This is a genomic window from Fibrobacter sp. UWH6, assembly GCF_900142465.1.
Lineage (GTDB): Bacteria > Fibrobacterota > Fibrobacteria > Fibrobacterales > Fibrobacteraceae > Fibrobacter.
Window position 1 is genome coordinate 106,214 of sequence record NZ_FRAX01000009.1, and the last position, 19,289, is coordinate 125,502.

A 19,289-nucleotide genomic window follows, 5' to 3' on the forward strand; every position below is an offset into this window, starting at 1 on the left:
AAAAGGAACAGTGAAGTCGAACTTCACTGTTCCTTTTTTATTGTTAACAGCTCAAGCCTCAAACCCAATAACTAGGGTACGTCTACGGAATCCAGGATCTTCTGGACTACAGTTTCTGCAGAAATTTCTTCCGCTTCAGCTTCATAGCTCAAGATGATACGATGGCGGAGAACTTCCATAGCCACAGCCTTCACATCTTCCGGAGTCACGTAGGCACGGCCCTGGATAAAGGCATGAGCCTTTGCAGCCTGGGCAAGACCGATGGAGGCACGGGGAGAAGCTCCCACTTCAATGAAGCCCACCAGATCAGCGCGCTTGATGCTGCCCGGATCACGGGTAGCCAACACCAGGTTCACGATATATTCGCGGACACGTTCGTCCACATAAACCTGCTTCACAAGCTCACGAGCCTTCAGGATATCTTCCTTGGTAGCCACAGCATTAGGCTGACGGAGACCAGCACCGGCGACAGCATCCAGGATGCGCATTTCATCGGCCTTGTTGGGGTAAGAAACCTTCACCTTCAAAAGGAAACGGTCCACCTGGGCTTCGGGCAGCGGGTAGGTACCTTCCTGTTCGATGGGGTTCTGGGTAGCCAAAACCAGGAACGGTTCATCCAGCTTGAAAGTTTCGTCGCCAATAGTAATATGGCGTTCCTGCATGGCTTCCAGCAAAGCACTCTGAACCTTACTGGGAGCGCGGTTGATTTCGTCAGCCAGCACCAGGTTGGTAAACAGAGGGCCCTTGCGAGTTTCAAACTTAGCTTCGCGGGCGTTATAGATTGTAGTACCCAGCAAGTCAGCCGGCAGCAAGTCCGGAGTGAACTGGATTCGCTTGAAGTCCAAAGAAACGGCATCAGCAAAAGCCTTCACCGCGGTAGTCTTTGCAAGACCCGGAAGGCCTTCCAGAAGAACGTGACCATCAGCAAGAATACCAGTCAAAATACTTTCCACCATGGCCTTCTGGCCAATGACGGTATCTTCCACTTCACGCAGCAGATTCTGACAGAAAGCGCTCTGCTGACGAATCTTTTCAGAAAGTTCCTGAATATCCATTTTATTATTCCTCAAATTATTTCAAACTGAATTTAGCAAATTTCATAAAAGGGATGAGGTACGAGAGACGAGAGAAAAAAACAGATACGAGATACGAGTTATTATAATCGCGCCGAAGACGCCTAACTTATTAATTCGTAATTCATATCTAATTTCCTGGATTCTTCGACTTCGTGCTTCGCACTCCGCTCAGAATGACACGTAGACGAATCACCACTCATCGCTCACCGCTCATAACTCACAGCTCACCACTCTTCCCTGATTCCCATTAGTTTCATGGCCAGTTTCCAGGTTTCCCTGTTTTCAAAGCCGTCACGTTTGCCGCCACCATAGCGGGCATGGGAGAATTCTTCCAACAGGGATTCCCATCCTTCCAGATCGCCCTGCTTCTGCAGCACTTCCAAGTTAACCTTTTCTGCATCTAGGTAAAAACGTTCAGCCGCATATTCCTTGCAGATTGCCTCCAGATCCAAAAGCCACTGGCGACTATCAGCCGAATTCACACGCTGTTTCAGAACAGTCATCTTCCCCAGCAATTCACTTTCGGCAGCCTTTTTAGCCGTCATGGCAGCACGGTTCGAGGCACGGCGTTTCATCCGTAGCATCCCAGCCAAAAGCACGACAACCGCCACCATAACGCCAATCATCACAGGCAACACACTGGCAGGAGCATCCACACGCAAGGGCACGCTTTCGGTTCGCAAGGTCAAGGGCATCCCCATCTGAGTGGGAATATCGTACTTCAACACGGGAATATTCAGATTCCCCGTATCCTGAGCCAAAATCTTATAGTTAAAAGTAATGGAAGCGATTTCCTTCCCGTCCTTAACGGAGCGGGCCGATTCCTGGCTAACGCCAATCTGCTCCAACCCCTTTGCGGTGGCTGAGTTCGTAGGCAATACCAGCAAGGCGCTTCCGCTAACACTCCAGCTCACCGTCACCGGAAAGTCAATGGTATCCCCCACAACGGCATTCATGGGCAACAAAGTCCCATCCTGGGAATGAACCCCTGCCACAACGGTAATCCCCAACTGTTCCGCAGAGGGCATCTGAATTTCTTCTACCGCAGCACTATCCTGGGCCGCCTCCACATTCAAAGAATCATTTTCCATACCGCAGAATATACAAAAATCAATATGGATGGGGTTTGTCCATACTTTATAAAAAAAGAAGGGTCCGCCTTAACGACGGATCCCTCTTCAATGACTCGCTAGAGCAGCAATTAGTCAGCGATATGAATCTGCTGAACCTTCATGCCAGAAGACTGCTTGACCACAACCAGATAGTTGCCTGCAGTCAGGCCATTCAACTGGATCTGAGTCATACCAGCTTCTGCCTTTACAGCGGGAACAACCACGCGGCCCTGCATATCCATCACAGACACGCGTGCGGCGTTAGTCAGCTGGACATAGGCGATCTTTTCAGAAACGCTGATCTTCATCTGCTGAGCCTGAGCCACTTCGGCAATGCCATCAACCGGACCCGGATCGACAATTTCAACAGCCTGGCCATCAGCGGACTTCAAGGCCAGATTAGAAATAGCCACCTGAGGTTCATCCCAGTTATTCAAGACAAGGGCCAGGTAAACACCACCAGACTGGGTAGCAGTGAATTCGCAGGTCTGAGCAACGGTCTGGCCGCCAACAAGCTTCTTCATGGCACCGCACAGCTGCTCAGTCATAGTTTCATCAGCATACACGGCGTAAGTCAGCCACAAGTTAGAACCTTCGGACTGGGTAGCGTCCCAACTCATGACATAAGCCTTGCCGGCTTCAACGCTTTCTACCTTTCGATAGACTTCGCGCTTGTCGCCCTTAATCAGCTTACCCATGTAAACGCCAGTGTTGGATTCGTCGGAAAGTTCCACAGAGGTAGAGTTCCAACCGTAAGCACCGGAGTTTTCGTAGTAGGTGGTAGTATCCTTACAGGCGTCTTCAGGAATAGTAAAGGTCTGAGGTTCAACCGGAGTTGCCTTGGCAAGGTTCTGCATGTTACCAGACATCAGCAAGCCGGTCAGCAAACGGAGGGAAGAATGGAAGTATCCCTGCTGCTGAGACATAAGAGCACCATAGTTGGTATTCAGAAGGTCCTTATACTTTTCGTCTACGATAAGAACGGAGCTCAAGGTACCAATAGAAGAACCATTGGCCTTGCAACCATTGGACTTACAAGGTTCACCATTCTGGTTAATCGTACCATCAGGCTTCATATTGATATAGAGCTGACCATTGTTCCTGGTGCTTACCCAGGCAGCCAACTTGGTAGAAAGTTCCTTTGCATCGGAGTGACCATACCAGGCATAACTCCAGGCCCAACGCCAAGGAGCGCGGACAGCATCATAGTCGTAACCGGCGAAGTTGTAGCCGTTATTACCGACAATGGGCTGGAAAGTGTTATTGTCTGCCCAACCAGAGGGAATACCCGTGCTAGCGTTCTGATTCTTCTTCAGCAAATTGTAGTTGGTAGTGATAGCGGATGCCCAGAAGCTGCTGTTACCGGTATCCACATCCTTGAACAATTCGTAAGCGGCAGGGCTAACATAGCTGGGGTTCTTGTACGGATCCCACTGGTCACCCAGCTTGTGCATACCATTGCTGGAGAATTCGCTCTTACGCATGTTGGCAACCAAGGTTGCTGCGTCAGACAAGTACTGGGAATTACCGAACTGGTAATAAGCCATGATCAAGGCCACAGCCACATCTTCTTCGGCATCAGTAGCACCACCGGTACCAATAGCGCCACCGAATCCCTGGATGTTCCAGTTCATGATGCCGTTACCGTTCATGTTCTTCTTGTAGTAATTCCAGAGCTTCTTGAATTGGCTTTCGTAGCTGGTCTGATTGTCACTGAAATACACGCACATGAGCATGCCGTAGCCAATACCTTCAGAGACAGTACGAGCCTTGTCATCGAACTTGATACGGGCGAGATCACCCTGTTCTTCGTAGTATTCCTTCAGGTAGGTGACAAACTGGTTCTTAAGCATGGTAGAAGCAGTCTGACCAGCGCAGTTCCAGACATCGGCAATAACACTGGTATGCGGATAGCCATGAGCCTGAGGATAGGGGAACTTTACAGCAGCGGAAGCAACCGTAGCTGCAGCAAGACCAATAAGAGCTAAACGTTTAATCATTACTTATTGCTCCAAGGAATAGTCTTCACCATGGAAGACTGTTTAACATTCACGAAATAGTTGCCGTGAGCGACTTCACCCAAATCCATCACGTTAGAGCCAGCAGATACGTACTTAACGACGTTCTTTACGGTACGTCCAGCCATATCAACAACCTGCACGGTAACAAAGCCAGAATGCTTTGCAGTCATCACAAGCTTATTGCCGTTCATACGAGCGTTCATGCTCACGTTAGCCATGGTCTTAGGAGTGATACCTTCAATCATGGACAGGTTGCCAGCACCGATATTGATCATGATTGTTTCGTCAATAGCTTCATAAGTTTCAGCTTCGGGGGCAACAGCGTGAATGGTAATGGTAGCATCGACGTTACCAGCCACCAGCATTTCACCGTCCTGAGTTGCATAACCTTCCGGAGTAATGGTATAGGTCACAGGAACCTTATGAGCTTCAACAGTAAACACCTGAGTCGTGGAACCCAATGCAACAGTCTGGTTCTTGAAATACTTGGTATTCAGGGAGTTCACATTCTTTGCATAGGTAAAGGTCACGGTAGTATCAAGAGCGCGATAACCGGGAACAGCAGCTGCAGTAGCGCGGATATGGGCAACACCGACACTCTTGAAGGAAGCGATCCAGACCTGCTGATTCTTGTAGGAATAGCAGTTTGCAGAAGTACAGGTCATCTTCTCAACAGAAACCACATCCGGATTGTCAGAGGTGTAAGTAATGGGGCTACCTTCGATAGTAACAGTTTCGTTCATCTTCTGCTGCATCTTGGAATCACCGGAGAAGTTCTGGCAACCGCTACCACTCAGACGGCAGGTCACATTGGGCTGGGTAAAGGTCTGGTTCGGCATAGCGGTAATGTTCACCACAGTCTGAGAACCGTCGTTACCAGTCATAATTGCCACACCGGCACCATGAATCTTGATGGAACCAGCTTCGATAGTAGCAACAGATTCATCGCTAGAAGTATAAGTACAGGAAGCGCTAGCCTTGCCTTCAATGGAAGTTTCCATTTCAGAAGCAGAAGCGTGAGCGAAGGCGCAAGCACCAGTGTGCTTACCGGCAGTAATAGAGTCTGCCCAGGTGCCTGCTCTAGACTTAGAGGTAAGATAGTTCTTGACGATAGTGCCAGAAGTGGTGTAGCTAGCTTCATTCAAGGCAGCCTTGGAATTCAACACGGTGCTACCCTTGAACATGGCAGAAGCTTCAGGCTTATTGCCGACAGTTTCGTGACGCAGAGACCAGTTACAGTTGGAAATACCCTTACCATCCAGGTAGTCCAGCCATTCCTTAGAGCTGCCTTCGCTAATGCTACCGGCACCAGAAGCTTCGGTAGTACCCCATTCGGTAACAAACACGGCATTGTTGCTCAAGCAACCTTCAATGGCATTCTTGAAAGCCCCCAAGGTATGTGTTGCTGCGTAGAAATGGAACACGTAGCCTACGTTGGTCTGGTTAACGCCACCGCAGCTACCCATCTGGGAGTAGAAGGGGGTGCCCACCAGGGCCAGGTTCGGGGAGCCATTTGTACGGATGGCGCTGATAACGGTGTTTGCATAGGAAGCAATTTCACCCATGCCATCATTAACAGGTTCGTTGAACACTTCCCAGATGATATTGGGAACGTTGGCATACTTTGCAGCCATACGGCCAAAGAAATCCGTTGCCAAAGCCTGTTCGCTTCTTGCGCGATGGCTATGCCAGTCAACGATGATGTAGATATCGTTTTCAATGGCGACCTTCACCATGTTGTCCAGCTTAGCTTCCAAGCCAGACGGATTGCTCTTATAGGATGCGGCAACCTTTTCGTCGCTATTGTTACTGCAGTCGCTTTCCTTATAGCAATCAATTGCCATGGCAAAACGGAAAACATCGATGCCAAGCTTTTCGGCAGCCCAGCTGATCACTTCGGAATTGTAATAGGGGGAGCCGGTAGCATCGGACCAGAACAGGCTCATACCGCGGAGGGTCACCTGCTTTCCGCTGGAAATGCTAACAACCTTGCTACCACTGGTACCCAAAGCACCATAGGCAGAAACGGGACCGACACGGAGCGGCTTAACTCCATCGTAGACTCCTGCAGCAAAGGAAACTGCGCAGGACAAAAGTAGTGTCGACAATAACTTTTTCATACTAAAAACTCTCCGGCTAAAATATTTACCATCCCAATAGTAAAGTTAATTTACTATGCCTAGTTTTATAACCCTTGAACTAGCTATTTTTTGTTTACATAGGTAGACAAAAAGCCCGCCAGAGGCGGGCCTGTGATATTCTGCACGTTTTAGACTACGTTTCGTTTACAATAGTTTACCACATTGACAGTCAACTACTTAACAAAACCGCCATTCAGCAACGTTGCAAACAAGTTCATCAAGATTTCCTTGAAGTAAGTACCAGTGTATCCCACCGGATTGTAGCCTGCCATTTCGTTGTTGAATCTAGCGTAGCAAGCATCCAGCCAGGGCTGATTTACACCCATACCCATCAAGCAGTAAGCACCGATAAAGTGGGTACCCTTAATAGAACTGGTAGAAAGTTCGCCAGTAAGATAGTTATAGGAGTAATCAGAAAGGGCGTTAGGATCGCCTGCAGTTGCAGTAGAGATGAAGGTAGACATCTTGGTCAAGATAGTCTGCGCTTCTGCACTCTGATTCCAGTAGTAATCCCAGGCAATACGCCAGGGAATACGCACAGATTCCTTATCGAACAGCATATAGGACTTGGCGGCAGATCCATTCTTCGGGTCAGTAGCTTCTGCGGCTGCGTTAGACCAATCCGGGAACAGAGGGATAGCGCCCTTATCCTGAACATCCATCATGTACTTGTAGTTTGCAGCCAGGATGTCCAACCATTTACCTTCGGGCTGAACGGCATCAAACAGGCGGATTGCAGCCGGGGAAAGGTAGCTCAGGTTATAGACGTCCTTGTTTGCCCAGGTGTCACCCGGACGGATCAACAGATTTTCGGGATTGATACCCTTGAGCTTAACGGCATCCAGCAAGACAAGAGCGTCAGCCAGATAGTATCCACCGCCCCACTTGCTTTCTGCAAGAATCAGAGAGGTAGCCACATCAAGGTCAGCATCCAGAGCGGCAGAGTTAGAAACGGTATTGCTGAAAGACTGCAGTTCCCAGGGCATCAAGCCAGCGGTATTGTAGTCACGGGCCACCACGTTGTAAGCCCACAGAGCGTTGTACAGGTCCTTATCGTTGTGAAGGACAGCGAGCAACATACCATAGCCGATACCTTCAGAAACGGTACAACCCAACTTACGACGGAGAGCCACCGTAAAGTTCACGCCATTCCAAGATTGCATATCGGTAAGTTCGCACTGTTCGCCCGTACCGCCATCCCAAATCACTCGGGCCGGATTCGGATGAGGGGCACCCATCTTGGCAGTCATAATATACTGTCCCTGGGAACCGGTGAACATTTCGTAGTTGAGGGTAGAACCACCGGCAACTTCATCATTAAGATAAATAATCCAGCGCTTTTTCCAAGTTTCGTAGAACGCGTCGGAAACTGCGGGAGATGCTCCTGCAGGCAGTGCGACAGTAGAAACAGCAGCTGCGGCAGAAGATGCGGGCTGTTCTGGAGAGGACTCGCCACCTTCATTGCCTCCAACGGGAGAGCTAGTGGGGTCCATAGAACCCTGAGAGTCAGAAGAAACAATAACAGACGGATCATCCGGATTGACAACAGGATCGGAACCGGCAGAGGAATCATCACCACAAGCATATAAAGCAAAAGCTATAGGCAATGCAAGGAAAGCTTTCGAAATATTCATGAGCACCTCATTTTTTGAGTAGTCCTAATATATAATAAAAAGGGGAATTCCGTCAAGCGAAATTCCCCTTTTCTAGAATCTTGTGAGTTAAATTACTTCACGAGGATCTTCTGGTTCATGACAGCGGACTTGCCAGCAGCGCGAACCATATAGACACCAGCCTGAACCTTGGAGAGGTCCATGGTCTTCACGGAGGAAGCGGTCATAACAACCTGACCCTGGAGGTTAACGATTTCAGCCTTAGCAACGGTCACACCGAAGGAGAGGGTGCGGCCAGCGAGGGTTGCCTTAACTGCGCTTGCAGCCTTAACAGTGTTGATAGCGGCGTCGCCGGAGCATACAGCAGCGCCAGAACCGTTGGACTTGCAAGTGAATGCAGGTTCAGCAGCAGCAGACTTTGCACCAGAGCAGGTACCCTTAGGACCGACTTCGAAAATACGGAGCTGACCCTGAGCGTCAGAAGCCTGACCATCCAGCTTGAACTTAACAGCGGTAGCTGCAGCGAAAGCGTCAGCGCAACCGCCCGGCAGCTTTTTATCTGCCCAAGTGGGCTGCTTGAAGTCTGCGATAGCCTTGTCAGCCTTGGTCGGAGTAGCAGCCTTGGTGAGGGTCACGCTACAAGAAGCGTCGCCTGCATCCGGAGTTGCAACTTCGAGAGTCACAGCGAGGTCAGAAGTATAGGTAGCGCAGAGACCACCAGCAGCGGTGATGTCCATCGGATCCTGGCTAGCACCAACAGTGTTGAAGCCGAAGCCAACGAAGTTGTACGGATATTCAGCGGTCTGACCGGTAGTGGTCGGGTCGACGAGAACGTACTTGATGGTTGCATAACCGAGGTTTTCAATCATCGGCTGAACGAGGGATTCGTACTGGTCAGCTTCGTACGGATAGATAGCGTAGGAACCACCCTTGTCGTTCTTACGGTCATCATAGTCGTACCAGTAACCCATAGTGGTTTCTTCGCAAACCTGGTATTCGTACATGCAATCTCCACCAGTGTTAACCTGCTGGTTGGTGCCATCGAACCAAATTTCGAGGTTAACGGCAGCGGATGCCATTGCAGCCATGGAAACTGCAGAAAGTGCAATAAGTTTCTTATTCATAGTATCTCTCTCTTTTTTTTCCCGACACCGGGAAGGGGTTTGGTTGAAATATATATACTTTTTTTTGGAATAGTATTTTTTTTAGTGTAAAAAAGCGTATGTTAGTATTTTTTTACACTACTTTTTCTTCTTCGGGGCGTAATTCACTTCCGGACGGAGAACCAGACCGGCAGTCACCATCAAAGACACGATGTTTTCGTCATGATCCTGACTAATATCGTACATGGCGACACCAGCCAAGCTTTCATCCTTAACCATCATGCTAATAGCTTTCACAGAAGGAATACCCATGAAGACAATGGTTTCAGAGTTGCTTACAGCCACTTCAGAGGAAGATTCTTCATCAAAGTTCACCTTGTAGTCCGGAGCTTCGAACTTCTTCATCAGTTCCTTATAGGCCAAGTAACCTTCGTTACCGCTACCTACACCCTGATGAGAAGAACCCAGGCCGCTTGCACCGGCAAAGGACTTACCATACATGGGAACAATGGGAACGATCTTGTCGCTGGAGACACCCTTGCCAGACAGAGCGCGAACAGCGGATTCCACGTCCTGCTTAGAAAGGTTGGGCTTGACGGACTCTGCAGATTCGTCCATCTGGTCGCCTACAGACAGTGTGACATAGTCAGCCTGGCTGATTGCATCGGAATAGGCATCCATGGTTGCAGCATAGGCCATCACGGAAACAGACTTGGAACCCAGCTTATCCTTGAGAGCGGAAACCAGCTTGCCAATGTCGGCGGCATCATCGCCAGTTGCATTGGTCCAGTCCAGTTCCACACCACCAAGATTATACTTTTCGACCCATTCCATAGCAGCATCGCAGAAAGCGGAAAGCTTGGAATCGTCACCGGCGATAGCCTTCAAATTGCCTTCGTTTTCGAAGCCACCGATGGATACCACCAGGGAAACGCCATTTTCAGAAGAAAGCTTGGCCAACTCTTCGAAGTTAGCGGCATCGCTTTCGTCTGCGTAGGCAATGCTACCGTCTTCAGCCGGAGCCAAAGAGGCATAATGGATATCTGTCACGAACTGGTAACGAACATCCTTCGGGAAGAACTGGCTATACTGAGCCCAGGACGGGTAGTATCCAACGACCTTAAAAGGAGCCGCAACGGCAGCAGCAACAAGAGAAGCTAAAGCGATAAAAGAAAGCTTTTTCATAAAAACCTCGCTACGGATTACCGATTAAATAAACTTCACCGTCAACTTCGGACTTGCAGTAAAGATCAGCGGAGAAATCCCAAACTTCACCAGTGTTGCCAACAGGTGCAGCATTGGGGCTCATGGCCTGAGTAGACGTCTTCTTCTTCTGGTAAATACTGTCTCTCGGAGCACGGTCTACATAATCCTTAACTTCTTTAGTCTCAATGGTGTAGATAGTATCCTTCGGAACGATAGAAGAATCGCCTTCTGCAAGATGCTTCTGATAGGAGGAAAGCAACATTGTGGTATCCTTGCCGTCAGCATCCACATAACTAATCTTAGTTGCGGAGTGAGTAGTATCGGCTCGTTCGGTTACGCTCCAAGTAGTGTCGTAAACCGTTACAGTGGTATCATAGCGGGTAACCGTAACGTCCAGCTGCTTGATGACAGCGTTATCGCCTGCACGGCAGAAACGGTAGGCACGACCTTCATAACGGCCAGCACGAATGTACTGATACTTGATCAAGTTGGAATCAACAGGAACAGACTTCAGGAAAGCCAGGTCTGCAGAAGCCTTGTTACCGTAAATGTGGTACGGATTCAAGGCCAGGCGGTACTGCATCGCGGTCTGACCGAAGATGTTGATGGAAGAGTCCGGATTGTACATACCGTTCAGGAATGCGGCAGAACCAGGCCAGTAACTTTCGCTAAGACCAGCATAGTTAAGGAAGATTTCCTTTACTGCGGTAGAATCATCAAAATAGGCAGTCCATTCGGCATCGTCGTTGAGGATGATACCGGTGACATAAGTCTTCTTGACCTGCTGTTCTGCCTTGGTCTTGGCAGAGGCGAGCTTTTGTTCATAGGTCTTATCGGAAGAGTCTGCCTCGATAGCAGCCTGAGTCAGCTGCTCGGTAATCAGATTACGAAGAACAGCATTGGAATCAGCCACGGCAGACAGGGCCTGATAGGTTCCCAGGTCCGGATTGACTCTTGCATATTCAGACACACTAAAATCAGAGGGCCAGTTTTCGGCGTCGCTATTGCTAATGCTATCTGCAGAGCAGGCAACCAAAGCGATTGCTGCAGCGAGGCCCATGCCATACTTAAACATCTTATTCATGATAACCTCCTAGAACAGAACCGTAATGTTACCGGCAATCAAGAGCTTGCTCAGGCTCAATTCGCTAGGCTGAGCAAAAGCGACTCCGTTTTCATCAACGGCAATGCCCGTGTAGTTAACAGTGTTGGTCAGGAGACCACCCTGGAGATCCAGGACCGCACCGGGGCCCAACTTAATCTGCAAGCCACCCATGGCCAGCATTTCATCAATGTCATTAACAATGACTGTTTCAGACAGAGGCAGACCGCTACCAAATTCCTTAGTCAGCATCTGCATGCCGCCGAGGATAGTGAAGGGGCCCCAAACGTCTGCGGTAAGGCCAGCAACAACGCGGGAAGTCTTACGCTTCAGGTAGTTGCTTTCTTCTGCGGATTCGAAGGATCCCTGCAGAATGAGTCGGCGGTTCAGACCGAGGAACGGAGCCACATTCAGGCCAAGACCTGCACCGATAGTGGTATAGTCGTTATCGACATCGCTGCTATGGCTATACTGAGAGAAACGACCATTAATGGTAATGGCATCGTTCCAAGCCACGTTAGCGTTCAGGGCGAAACCTACACGGTCGGGAGTTGCCAGACCCATGGGCATAGCCATGTTGACAGAAGGATCGACAAATTCAGAATAGCTAGCGTATTCCAACTGCTTGCTAGCAACAGCTTCGTAACCATTCTTGTAGAAGTGGCCCAGTCTGTAGTTGTTAGCCAGACGACCGAATGCATAGTAGGAGTCAACAGAGGAACCATTCAAGATCGGGGTTTCAGCGTCTTCAGACTTAGTCATCAAGTTCTGCTGCTGCAAAACGTTGACATTGTAAATGCTGAAGTACATGTTTTCAAGGCTACCGGAACGGAAGCGGCTGACCACATCAGCGTCGGCGCCAGAAATGTTAGCATCGCCATTCAGGATCGTTGCACTGCCAACATAGTAGGCAGAAGCAGCCTGTTCAGACCAGAACTTTTCGTCGTTCTTGACGATGGTTGCCTTAACATCAAAGTTAACACCAGCAATGTCACCGTTTACATAGGGAGACACATGCAGAGCCATGCCAGAAACGTTTTCAATTTCTTCGTCGCTCCAGTGCTTACCGAGAGTCATACCGTCGGCCACATAGAACTTAGTCTGGAAAACAGAGTCCTTGCCGTTGTCGTCAAGAGCCTTGCCGTTTTCATCGAACACGGGGTAATCGTAGCTCTCAACCTTATAGTTGTGGATGGTATCGAGAACCAGGGAGTCGCGGGACAAGGTCCACTTGGAGCCACCGATTTCAGCATCGATACCGGCGCGGATCTTACCGTCCATGATCATGTCCTTGGTGTCATAACCAATAACACCGGTGTAGACCATGTTGTCTTCGTAGTACAGGTTCTTGATAGCAGCATCTTCCTTGGAACGGGAAGACTTCTGACGGTCAAAGGTGTAGACGAAGTTACCACCGATGGTTGCGCCAAAGGCTTCAACGCCCAGGTTTGCGCCATAGAGGTAGCGGTCGCTCCAGTCAAAGTCGAAGAAGACTTCATCGGCCTTCTTGGCGATATTGCGGATACGGGCACCAGTCATCTGGACGTAAAGGTTGGACAGGGGGCCCATATCGAAGCTATTGTACTTGAAGTTCAAGCCCTGCAGCAAACGATTGGAAGAGGTATCCAAGTTGCGCAAAGCAAGAGCTTCCTGACGCTTGGCAAAGAAGATTTCCGGTTCCTGCAGAATTTCAGCCTGGGGCACGTAAATGGTGAGAGGAGTATAACCAACTCTCATGTAGCCAAGATTGAAGTCGACGTGCTTGTCGAGAATCTTGCCATCGTAGCTAAACCAGTGACCGATCACAGGGTTGATCGGTTCGTCGTAAGCGCTCTGCCAATCCTTGTGGAGACGGAGTTCTACTCGAGCTTCAGTTTCTGCACTGGGACGAGCGTTAACCTTGAGGTTTACGTCGGTGTAGGCCTGGTTTTCACGCTGGTCAGCTTCGTTGTAAAGCTGATCGGAACTCATGGTGGAAGAAAGAACCCCACCCTTAGCCGTACCGCCAATGCGAAGACCCAAGACTGAAGAATTCATAGAATCAAGAGTATTGAGGAGGCTCTGCTGACGTTCGACCAAGGTCGAATCTGCAGCGGCAGCGTATACTGCGGCTCCGCAAAGAAGAAGCGAGATTCTGGAAGTCATCTTAAACATATCCTTATTCATTTTCATCTTGCGCCTCCCTTAGAAATTCACGTTCAAGATGGCCTGAACAACAGCCTGGGAGAATTTATGAGTGTATTCGGCAAGGTTCTGGGTATTGCCATCGACATCTGTAACCGTTACATCGGCATAGTTAGGCACATTGGATCCAGCACCTTCTGTGGTATTATATGTGTTTTCAACATTAATCATACCATAGTTCAGCTCGAGATAGACACCTTCTGCGACAGTGTAGTCGAGACCCACCATCCACTGCATCTGCTTACCCTTCAGCAACGGAGTCTCGTAACCCGGAGCAACGTTGAGTATCGGACTAGAAGATACAGCATCAAATGTGGTGTTAATCATCTGGAGACCAGCGTTAATACCGAGACGCGGCATGTACTGAACGTAGAGGCCTGCGTTGATGAAGTCCATGCTCAGTTCACCCTTGTCAGCGAAATAGGGCTTGAATTCATCAGTGAGTTCCTGAGTCTTTACAGCATGCTTGTAGCTGCCGGACAGTTCAAGAGGCAGAGAGAAGCCAAGCATCTTGAACACATCCACCTTAAGACCTGCACCGAATTCCTGGAATTCAGCTTCCTTCATGAAGACGTTGTCGCTCTTCTTCTGCTTCAGCATAGAGAAGATGGCGTTTGCTTCGGCGAAATCCTGGAAGCCAAACTTCATGTCGATGTTGAAACCACTGCGGTTCGGAGTAGCAAAGCCATTGGGCAAGCTCATCTGAACAGACTTATCGAGCATGAAGCTCATCAAAGCCAATTCCCTGCGGGTGTAAACAGAAGTGCTATAGGCATTTCTCTGGATCGGAGCGATGTTGTAGCTGTTGGTCTGACCCTTAATGGTCGGGTCATCGGTATTAGCCAACTGGGTTCCCACCGGAGTAAACTTCGGATCGTAGTAGTACAGAGAACTGAAGGTGGAGTAGAGCGGAGAGTTAACACCGTAGCGGCTAACGTTACCGTCCTTATCGGAATTCAGAGTACGGGTAGCGAAGAACTGCGGAGACTGAGCAAGGTTGTTGAACCAGTTGCTGTCATTCATCACGTAGTTAGCTGCCAACTGGATGTCCAGACCGACAGGGAGCTTGTAACCAGCATTGAAGGAAATATTCAATGCAGAACCGTTGTCATCTTCGGTAACTTCGTTATAGGCGACTACATTGCCGAATTCATCGAAAGCAGGCTCAAAGTGGCGCTGTTCATCGCTGGACATGGCGTATTCACCCATCACATCCAAGGTCAGGCTCTTGTTGCCGAGAATGCCAGCAATGTCGGCACCGGCGCGAGCAGAAATGATCGAGGTGTTCTGCGGATCAGTTTCATACGGGTTGATGGGCTGATACACAGTATAGCCACCATCTTCGAAAGTACTGGGGTTAAGAATCGGGCCTTCCAATTCACCAGTTTCGGTGTTGTAGTAGCTCAGCTGACCATTGTAGATGACTTCCTGATACTGAGTACGGTAGGTATTGGTGAAGCTTGCGCTATCATCAAAGACCAACATACCAGTAAAGCCGAGGAAGACGTTCTTGTCTACAGGCAGGTATTCGACGTTTGCACTAAGCAACCACTTATCCATATTGGATGCCATGGAGGAACCCGGATAAATAGCACCGTCATTCAGCAAGCTGTTATAGCCGTTAGCAAGAAGGTTGCCGTTGGAACCGGAGAAGTCCAGGAGCTGGACGCGGCGAACGCGGGCAAAAATACCTTCTGCACGGATTTCACCAGCCATGCCACCGAAATCGTGGCGGAACTGGAGGTTCACACCCTGCAGGTTGCGCTGGTTCCCAACGATCATGGCTTCTTGCATAGCCATTTCACGGGCGCGAGCAAAGATCAGCGGTTCATAGAGAATGCCATCAAGACCGGTGGGGGCGAAAAGGGTCAGGGGGCTGTACTGCTGACGGAAGTCACCGACAATCCAATACAGGTCCTTACCGACATTGCCTTCCATATTCAGCCAGTTTGCAGTCAGGGACTTTGCGGAAGTAGCAAAGTAGTTCTGCATGCCTGCTTCCATACGGAGTGTTGCGTTAAAGCGGACAGCTTCGTAAGGACGGAAGTGGAAATCCAAGTCTGCAGAAACAAACTGGGATCTTTCGGTGTTGGGCATCTTGTTGAGCTTGCTGTCTTCCTGGTCAGAAGACATGTAAGCGTTATTGAGCACGCCAGTAATGCGGCCACCAACTTCAAAACCGCGCTTGGAAGAAAGGGAATCTTCCTTAGCCTGGAGCTGTCGATCCAGTTCAGCTTCGGACACTGCAGAAGCGACAGAGGCGGCAGAAGCTACAAAAAGCAGGGATACTAAAACTTTATGCATCATAGTTATACCTTAATCCCCTTAGAACCAGACCTTGGTTTCAGCCGTAATGAAGTGGCCGGTCCAGTCGTTTTCTGAAATGTAATTGTCTGTATGAGTTGCATACTTGTAACGGAGGTGGAGACCTGCGCGAGGAGAGAAGTCCCAGTCGACGCCAAGACCGATTGCAGTCTGGTAGTAGTCCACAGGAGCCTTCTTATAGGTAGCCTGGCTAGTCGGGATCAGGAGACCGTACGGGCCACTAGCATTGGTAACCTTAGAGGAAACTGACACATCTTCTACCTGGTAGCCGTATTCAGACTTCCAGTTTTCAAAGCCGAGGTGACCAACCAAGTGGATAGTCGGAGTCAGGGCAAAGGTAGGTTCGAACAAGCCGTAGAAGCTCCACAGAAGCATGTCGCTCTGAGATTCGCTATAGGCGATAGGAGCGAAAGTCTTGGACACACCGGAAATGGAAGCGTAGCCGCTCATCATCAGGTTGCGATCGGTACCGAACCAGTGGCCAATGTCATAACCACCGTCGATGGAGAGGTAGGAAGACCACTTGATATGAGACGGAACTTCTTCCTTCTTCATCTGGTCAGCATTTTCGTAAGCTACGAAAGATTCCCACAGTTCCCAGGTACCACCATAGAGACCGCCACGCTGGCGTTCCATCTTACGCTGGTTGGTGAGAACACCTGCACGGTTGTAGTAACCATTCTTTGCAATTGCGTTACCGGAGTCAGCCCAGAACAAGGCGTTAAACTTGGTCCAGGAGTTGGTGCTTTCCCACATGTTACGGCCATTCAGGCGGTAGTTGAAGAGGATGACGTCATCACCGGCTTCAATCTGGCGATGCTGGGCGTACTGAACACCGAGACGGCCACGGTTGAATTCCGGTTCGAACTTGAAGTTAAGACCAGCCATGTTGGGGCCATAACGCATAGCACCACCATTCAGGTAGAATTCGTCCTTGCGCCAGCTGCGGAGACGAGACGGATCGGTAATGCCGTAGGGAGAGAAGAAATCCTTTCCGAAGTAGACGGCTTCAACAGTAGTGGGCAGCCAATCAAGATGCTTGTCCTGAATCTTGACATAAACACCCAGAGACGGAGCGGAAACACTGGAAGTCGTTGCATCGCGAGTGTAAGCTCTCTTGCTAGTGGTGTCCACATCTTGGAAGGTAGTGGAATCATCCCAGCTAATGGCCACATCAGCCATCAAGTAGAACTTGGGAACGATGTTACCCTTGATGTCCAAGGAAACGATCTGATTGTTTTCAAAGTGCGGGTCACCTTCAAAGGCGTTCTTTGTCCAGGGGCCGGCAAATTCATCTTCGTCAATAAGACCTTCATCGTAGAAGACACCCAGGTAGTTGGCACCGAGAGTCATACCGTCGAAGAGCTTGTTCTTTGCCAGACGGCCGTGAATCACGTCGCCACGGAAGTCGTAGTTACCGGACATTTCCAGTTCGCTGGGCTGACCACCGTAGAGGCGGAGACCGTCACGAGTACCGGCGTCCATATCCTTGGGCTGAGAAATCATGGCCTGTGCGGTCATGCCAAAGGGCATGTTGTACACGTTCATGAACACGCCACCGAAAGAACGGTTGGTCCAGAATGCACGACCACCTTCCTTGACGGGCTTAAAGGACTTTTCCTTATAGTAGGTGCTGACAGTCTTTTCTTCTTCGAAGGTTTCGTACTGCCATGCAAAGCGGGGCATGGTTTCGCGTTCCCACATGGTAAGGGGAGATGCGCAAGCCCAGATAACACCACCTGCGGTCACGTAGGCGCCAAACACAGAAGAACGAATATCGATACCGAAGTTCATTTCTTCTTCAACGCCAGCTGCAGCGTAGTCGGTGTTGTGGTCAAACATCACACGAGTCCAGTTGTAGCTGGGATTGTTGTTGGGTTTTTCGGCCATATAGTTTGTATACAAACCGGTCAAGTCGAAGGGGAAAGTCATATTGGTCCACAAGGTCATATAGGAGTTGGGCATCAACACCATATTCATCTTGAGGGTAGCGTCAACAGCGGTACGAGCCTTGTCGTCGCCGTACACCGGAGCGATTTCGGTGTAGTCGAAATTCTTGACGCGGAAGGCCATGTAACCGGAGACAGCCAGCGGAACATCGTCCTTACCCATGAGGGTAGATTCCATGTCGTTGGCCAGGGTATCCAGGTTTTCCTGGATGGCGGCAACGCGCTGTTCGGCGGTCAGGTCCTTAGGAATATAGACCTTGGCTTCGGGAGCAACCTTTGCGGGAGCCTTTTCAACATTGGCACCGCCGAGAGGCTGAACTTCTTCGGCAGCGGCCACTTCTTCGGCAGGAGCGGCAGGTTCAACCTCAGTAGCCGGTTCGGCTTCGGAAGCATAAGAATCGGAGCCATAGGTATCAGAAGAGTATGCATCGTAGAAAGATTCGTTGGAAGAGCTTTCTTCAGAAACGCTTTCTTCTGCGGGAGCTTCTACAGCGGAAGCTTCGGAACCGTAATCGGAATAATCATCCTCTTGAGCAAGAGCAAGAGAGGAGCAAAGCAGGGTTGTTGCTAATAGAGATAATTTGCGCATATAATCCTAGTCCTCTTAGATCTCATTGCGGAACGGATAGTAGGCAGGACCCTCGTAAGCCTTGCCATGCTTCTTAATAACAATATCGTCCATCCAGACCTTGAAGGATTCGTTTTCGTCCTTACGAACTTCGAGGCGGAAGCCCTTGAAATTAGACCAGTTGAAGGGGAGCATCACTTCGCGAGTATTCTTGGCATCCCAGTACACACCAGTGGTACCGAAAAGCTTCAGAGGAATGCTAAAGCGGGTCCATTCGGTGGTAATTTCACCGAGACCCTTGGAACGGAGCTTGACCTGCAGGGATTCACCGTTACTCTTAACGCCATCATCCACAAGCACGAACAGAGCGTTTTCACCACCCTGGGCACCCTTGATCCAGAACTCCAGGACGCCGTCTTCCAGGTACGGAGCCAGGTCTACGGAACCGGCAATACAGATTGCGATACCGGAGTAGTCGCTAGCGATCAATTCCATTTCCATGGAAAGAGCGCCTTCCATGGCGTACTTATCCGTGAGGACCGGTTCGGGGTTTTCACGGGGATACTGGTAGGTATATCCACCACCACGGGGAATTGCTTCACGCATGATGACGGTTACAACATCCTTATCCGGGCGGAAGGACTTGCCTTCTTTAAGGACAAAACGACCAGCATCGCGATCGCGATAGCTGCTAAAGGAAGCCGCATCAGCTAGGGAAACGGCAAGAAGCATGCCCAAGGCACACTTCAGTAACGACGAGATTCTCATATATTTCATATCCTAAGGAGTCTCCAAAAACGGACGGTGCTCAAATATAATCAAATTTGAATACAAGCCCAAAAATAACATTTTTATATGCACTACGAATACCAGTTTCTCAAAAAAACAT

Annotated in this window: 12 protein-coding genes; all 12 read right to left on the minus strand. The window is 49.6% G+C overall.

The features are described 5' to 3' along the window. Positions 1-71: 71 nt before the first annotated feature. Complete coding sequence (locus BUB73_RS09370; protein ID WP_073235799.1) at positions 72-1,055, minus strand: AAA family ATPase; 984 nt, start codon at positions 1,053-1,055, stop codon at positions 72-74. Positions 1,056-1,300: 245 nt separating this feature from the next. Then, positions 1,301-2,167: a BatD family protein gene (locus BUB73_RS09375; protein WP_073235796.1), complete on the minus strand. Its 867-nt coding sequence runs from the start codon at positions 2,165-2,167 to the stop codon at positions 1,301-1,303. Between the two features lie 110 nt (positions 2,168-2,277). Further along, on the minus strand, positions 2,278-4,188 hold the full coding sequence (locus tag BUB73_RS09380) for a glycosyl hydrolase family 8 (RefSeq protein ID WP_073159058.1): 1,911 nt from the start codon (positions 4,186-4,188) through the stop codon (positions 2,278-2,280). Next, complete coding sequence (locus BUB73_RS09385; protein WP_073285261.1) at positions 4,188-6,329, minus strand: cellulase family glycosylhydrolase; 2,142 nt, start codon at positions 6,327-6,329, stop codon at positions 4,188-4,190. The genes BUB73_RS09380 and BUB73_RS09385 overlap by 1 nt, the downstream gene beginning before the upstream one ends. 194 nt (positions 6,330-6,523) lie before the next feature. Then, positions 6,524-7,984, minus strand: coding sequence for a glycosyl hydrolase family 8 (locus tag BUB73_RS09390; RefSeq protein ID WP_073159062.1), 1,461 nt, complete (start codon positions 7,982-7,984; stop codon positions 6,524-6,526). 92 nt (positions 7,985-8,076) lie between these two features. Further along, a complete protein-coding gene (locus BUB73_RS09395; protein ID WP_073159065.1) occupies positions 8,077-9,087 on the minus strand; it encodes a T9SS type A sorting domain-containing protein in 1,011 nt (336 codons plus the stop codon). A 117-nt stretch (positions 9,088-9,204) separates the two neighbouring features. After that, on the minus strand, positions 9,205-10,251 hold the full coding sequence (locus tag BUB73_RS09400; RefSeq protein WP_073235790.1) for a glycoside hydrolase family 18 protein: 1,047 nt from the start codon (positions 10,249-10,251) through the stop codon (positions 9,205-9,207). Between the two features lie 10 nt (positions 10,252-10,261). After that, positions 10,262-11,356: a hypothetical protein gene (locus tag BUB73_RS09405; RefSeq protein WP_073159069.1), complete on the minus strand. Its 1,095-nt coding sequence runs from the start codon at positions 11,354-11,356 to the stop codon at positions 10,262-10,264. Between the two features lie 9 nt (positions 11,357-11,365). Beyond that, positions 11,366-13,546 carry a hypothetical protein gene (locus tag BUB73_RS09410; RefSeq protein ID WP_073285264.1) on the minus strand — a complete coding sequence of 727 codons (2,181 nt, stop codon included), beginning with the start codon at positions 13,544-13,546 and terminating at the stop codon, positions 11,366-11,368. Between the two features lie 12 nt (positions 13,547-13,558). After that, positions 13,559-15,865: a hypothetical protein gene (locus tag BUB73_RS09415; RefSeq protein ID WP_083538177.1), complete on the minus strand. Its 2,307-nt coding sequence runs from the start codon at positions 15,863-15,865 to the stop codon at positions 13,559-13,561. Positions 15,866-15,883: 18 nt separating this feature from the next. After that, positions 15,884-18,421 carry a hypothetical protein gene (locus BUB73_RS09420; protein ID WP_073235785.1) on the minus strand — a complete coding sequence of 846 codons (2,538 nt, stop codon included), beginning with the start codon at positions 18,419-18,421 and terminating at the stop codon, positions 15,884-15,886. Between the two features lie 15 nt (positions 18,422-18,436). Further along, the gene (locus tag BUB73_RS09425; protein WP_249269351.1) at positions 18,437-19,177 is read right to left on the minus strand and encodes a sugar-binding protein; all 741 of its coding nucleotides are present in this window, start codon (positions 19,175-19,177) and stop codon (positions 18,437-18,439) included. Positions 19,178-19,289: the final 112 nt, after the last annotated feature.